Annotated in this window: 5 protein-coding genes and 1 pseudogene; 3 read left to right on the top strand and 3 right to left on the bottom strand. The window is 41.4% G+C overall.

All coding sequences use genetic code 11. The features are described from left to right. Nucleotides 1–92 (top strand): annotated as a pseudogene (locus HMPREF9018_RS11325) (helix-turn-helix transcriptional regulator); the annotation flags it as partial. A gap of 10 nt (nucleotides 93–102) precedes the next feature. Here the strand turns inward: HMPREF9018_RS11325 and HMPREF9018_RS08890 are convergent. The 3 genes from HMPREF9018_RS08890 to HMPREF9018_RS08880 form a co-directional block, all read right to left on the bottom strand. Then, complete coding sequence (locus HMPREF9018_RS08890) at nucleotides 103–852, bottom strand: ThiF family adenylyltransferase (protein WP_039864784.1); 750 nt, start codon at nucleotides 850–852, stop codon at nucleotides 103–105. A 127-nt stretch (nucleotides 853–979) separates the two neighbouring features. Next, nucleotides 980–1,270, bottom strand: a complete 291-nt coding sequence (locus HMPREF9018_RS08885; RefSeq protein WP_008450696.1) for a helix-turn-helix domain-containing protein — start codon at nucleotides 1,268–1,270, stop codon at nucleotides 980–982. A gap of 7 nt (nucleotides 1,271–1,277) precedes the next feature. Further along, the gene (locus HMPREF9018_RS08880; protein ID WP_039864787.1) at nucleotides 1,278–1,559 is read right to left on the bottom strand and encodes a helix-turn-helix domain-containing protein; all 282 of its coding nucleotides are present in this window, start codon (nucleotides 1,557–1,559) and stop codon (nucleotides 1,278–1,280) included. A 630-nt stretch (nucleotides 1,560–2,189) separates the two neighbouring features. Here HMPREF9018_RS08880 and HMPREF9018_RS08875 point away from each other — a divergent pair. Next, entirely contained in the window at nucleotides 2,190–3,464 is a 1,275-nt protein-coding gene (locus HMPREF9018_RS08875; protein ID WP_039864783.1) for a virulence-associated E family protein, read from the top strand. 219 nt (nucleotides 3,465–3,683) lie between these two features. After that, nucleotides 3,684–4,193 (top strand): CHC2 zinc finger domain-containing protein (locus HMPREF9018_RS08870; RefSeq protein WP_008450698.1); only part of this gene is annotated, 510 nt, incomplete at its 3' end.

The raw sequence follows: 4,193 nt of genomic DNA, 5'->3' as shown, positions 1-4,193 counted from the left end.
TAAAAACATATAAACGCCACGCCTTTGAGAGGTTGGGCGTGGCGAATATAACAGAAGCTATTTCAAGGGCTACCTTAAACAAACTTTTCTGAAAATAATATCTTACGGCAAAAGCGAAGAGAGATAGAATTTAGGAAAATAGTTTACAGGTTTTCCTGTAGCAAGATTGTACATTGCCGTTGTACACAAGCCTGCGGTAATCCACGAGGCTATGGACAATTGTGGAGGTGGCAGCATTTCGCTTTCCTTTTTATATTGGGTTACAATTTTGTCTAACCACTCTTTAGGTTGATTCCAAAAAGCCCCATGTCCGGTTACATATTCAGCCACCTTTAATTCAAATCCATTTGACTCTTCAGTCAGTTCAGATAAGGAATGCCCCAATGGGTCTACAATCGTAACAAAGCCAGCCCAACCAAAGTTGTATGGGTGCAGTACGGGAATTTTTCTTTCTTTGCAAATCCTATCAAAGACAAAAGGCGTATCGTCCTTAAAGTCCAATGCATTGATGGCTACATTATGCCCATTCAGCATCTCTTCGATGTTATCAGGGTTAAGGAACTCTGTATGGTAATCTATCTGCGCATCAGGATTGATACTTTGCAAACGCTCTGCCAAACACTCCGCCTTATATCTGCCAATATCTTTCTCCGTATAGTTTTGCCTGTTCAGGCTGCTTTCCTCAACCTTATCACCGTCAACAATAGTAATATGTTCAAAACCAAATCGCAAAGCACATTCAGCCACAATACTGCCTATACCTGCACCACCAAGGAATATTTTATAATCCTTAATCATACTTTGTTCGTTTTCTCTCACATAGAGTCTGTTTCTATTATATCTTTCTTCCATAACTGATAATTTATTTTTTTGCAAAATTAGAAGTGTATATCAAGAAATACATTACACAAAAGTGTAAAAAGAAGATGAAATATATACTTTTTTAGATTTTATAACAAATAGAGGTGCGCTAAAATTGTTATGCGCTATAATTTTCCTCTAACAGCCTCTCCAAATCCGAAGCCTTGTATAGTATCTTCCCTGCAAATTGCGTATAAGGTATAATCCCCTTATCTCTATAATCTTGCAATGTTCGAGGACTGATATATAGCCGTTCACATATCTCCTTACCTGTGAGAAAATGCTCGCCACCAAATAGCGGTTTATGTGTTTCTGCCACTTCCCTTATTCTCCTGCCCACATCGTGCAGTGCGGTAAGCACCACCTGCATATCGTCAGAGCCAAAATTCAAATCTCTTGCCGTTTCCATAACTTGTTTATTTTTTAGGTTTGTCAGTTTTTGTAAGGAGCAGCCTTTCCACATCCTCACGTTTATAATAACACTTGTGTCCGATTTGTGCGAATGGTAGCACGCCCATATCACGGTAGTGCTGCAAGGTGCGCTTGCTGATGTTAAGCAACCTGCACACATCACCATTGTGCAGCCAATCAGTATGCTTGCACTTCTCTCCAAATGCCTTGTGGCAGCAGTCGGCAAGACTTAATATCTCGTCCCTTAGTTTCTGCCAGTTCTGGTCTGTAATTATTAAATACCCCATATTTCTATTGTTTTGTTTGTTGTTACTGTTTTCTTGTGTTGCAGCGTTCTGCACCCCATCACGATGCAAAAGTAGGGATAGTTTCCTTATGCTCAAAGCACTAAGGAACTGCAGGGAAAACAAAGGAAATACGATGAATTTCTCTTCCTTATTCCTTTTCGTTATCAACGCTAATACGCCCACTTTTCTTCTTTCACTGTCAATAGATATAGAGATACAACCTACCATTTGGCATAAGCCCTCTGCCTTGTTCTAAGATTTCTGAGAACATAGAGATAAGCTCTTAATTTTTGCTTACATCTTTTTGTGGATTGCTTTTTGTTTAAATAGGTAGTTATTTTCGCCTTATCCGTTCTTTGTTATTCCTTTACTTATAGCTCATTACCCAAATGTGCAGAATACCGCATTTGAATGTGGTTTGTTACAAAGCCAATCAATTATTGGTATTTGGATCATTTCCTTTTATCCTTTGATTTCTCCATTTAATCCACTAAAAACTAAGATGTTTGATGATTTCCCACAAGGAATTTTATAGCAGGTTTATGCAACATTATGCAAGCACACCGAGAATGCTTGGCTATCAAAATTATCCTCCTTAACTTCACTTTCAGAAATCATTTTAGGACGATTATGAAGAAGTACGCAGACAATAGCAATATACGCACAGAAGATAAGCCGAAGCATAGTAGGCAAACTTCCAAAAACAAGGAGATAGAAAGCTACCTCTCCACCCATTATGACTTCAGGTTCAACACTGTACTTGGCAGAACAGAGTTTTCTCCCAAGTGTGCCAATGTGTATAGCAAGGTCAGCCGTTATGACATCAATACCTTTCGCAGGGAACTTGATAGCGAGGACGGTATTATTACTTCCGCTGATAATCTCTATTCCATCATTGAAAGCAGTTTTTCGCCACGCATCAATCCCATACAGGAATACTTCAAGGCTTTGCCAACGGTTGATGCTTCGGAAGTACTGCGCAAGATAGAGATAGGTCAAGGCGCAATCGCCAATCTCGCTTCGTGCGTTATCGTCCGCAACGCTGAAAAATGGCTGCCGCACCTTACCAAATGGCTTGTTGCAGTGGTTGCCAACGCTATGGACAACCGTGAATGCCGCAACCATACCTGCCTCGTGCTGACGGGTGAACAGGGAAAGTTCAAGACAACCTTTCTTGATTTGCTATGCCCTCCAGCCCTGCATGGTTACAGCTACACAGGAAAAATATATCCGCAGGAGAAGGACACACTTACTTATATCGGTCAGAACCTTATCGTAAACATTGACGACCAGCTCAAAGCCCTCAATAAGCGTGACGAGAACGAACTGAAGAACCTCATCACCTGTCCGATGGTTAAATACCGTATGCCTTACGACAAGTATGTGGAGGAACACCCACACTTGGCGAGTTTCGTAGCATCGGTAAACGGCAATGACTTTTTGACCGACCCGACAGGAAGCAGACGCTTCCTGCCCTTTGAGGTACTTGCCATTGATATTGAACGAGCTAAAGGTATTGCTATGGATGCCGTCTATAACGAAGCGAAAGCCTTGCTAAACGCAGGCTTTCAATATTGGTTTAACGATGAAGAAATCACGGAACTCTACAAGGAGAGTAAGGACTTCCAAGTACAGACCGCAGAAATGGAACTACTATTACGCTGTTTTGAAAAGCCAACAGAGGACAATCCTCATTGTGCTTACATGACCACTACCGAAATACTCGCTTATTTAGGTGTTTATACGCATCAACCTTTGACACTCAAACGTATGGGCGAAGCACTCAAAAGAGCTGGCTTTGAAAAGGTAAGCAAGAGGCGTGAGGGTTGTAGTCCTGTCTATGTGTATAAGATTAGGAAAATCCACCCCTGCCCACTGGTAAATAGTTGTAGTAGTTTGATGTAGTAGCGTATGTAGTATAGTTGTTTTCTACAACTCATACCTGAATGTCAATCACTTACAATCAAAATATATGTAGTAAGAAGAAAGTGAAAAAAGTTTTTAGGGGAAAAACTTTAGGAAACGAAAAAGAATCAATGAAGTTTGCCCTATCAGTATAATCAAAATATAATCCGATATAAAAATCAGAATGGAAAAATGTTCAACCAATAAAACAATACGACAATGAAAGAAGAAGATTTATCACGCATCAAGCGATACTCTATTGTGGAGTACCTTGAGAGGAAAGGTATCAACCCAGTGCGCAGGACACCTGCCTATGCCCTCTATCGCTCACCGCTCCGTGAAGAAACGCATCCGAGCTTCAAGGTGGACACAGAGAAGAACCTTTGGATAGACTATGCTGAAGGCAGAGGCGGAAGTATTATCGACCTTTGTATGAGATTAGAGAGCTGCACACTGTCGGAAGCCGTCCACATTTTGGGACGGAACGCTCCCGATGATACTGCGCACAGCCCTCAAAGAGAGAAGGTACAAGACACTTCTAAGCAGGAAAGTATCAGGCAGGCAGCAGCAAGTGGGGCAAGAAGACTGACAAGTATATCAGACACCTTGCCACCCAATTTGCAGAAATACCTCACGGAAGAACGCTGCATCAACATAGAAAAGGCTATGCCCTTTCTGCGTTGTATCAGCTATGAGGTAAGAGGGCTGCACTATCAAGCCATAGGTTTC

Source organism: Prevotella amnii CRIS 21A-A, from assembly GCF_000177355.1.
GTDB classification, from domain to species: domain Bacteria; phylum Bacteroidota; class Bacteroidia; order Bacteroidales; family Bacteroidaceae; genus Prevotella; species Prevotella amnii.
This window is presented reverse-complemented; position numbering and strand designations above follow the sequence as displayed.

Bases quoted from the DNA above. Each gene is read 5' to 3' on its own strand.
- HMPREF9018_RS08875 (WP_039864783.1), top strand. From the start codon at position 2,190: ATGAAGAAGTACGCAGACAATAGCAATATACGCACAGAAGATAAGCCG.
- HMPREF9018_RS08890 (WP_039864784.1), bottom strand. From the start codon at position 852: ATGGAAGAAAGATATAATAGAAACAGACTCTATGTGAGAGAAAACGAA.
- HMPREF9018_RS08885 (WP_008450696.1), bottom strand. From the start codon at position 1,270: ATGGAAACGGCAAGAGATTTGAATTTTGGCTCTGACGATATGCAGGTG.
- HMPREF9018_RS08880 (WP_039864787.1), bottom strand. From the start codon at position 1,559: ATGGGGTATTTAATAATTACAGACCAGAACTGGCAGAAACTAAGGGAC.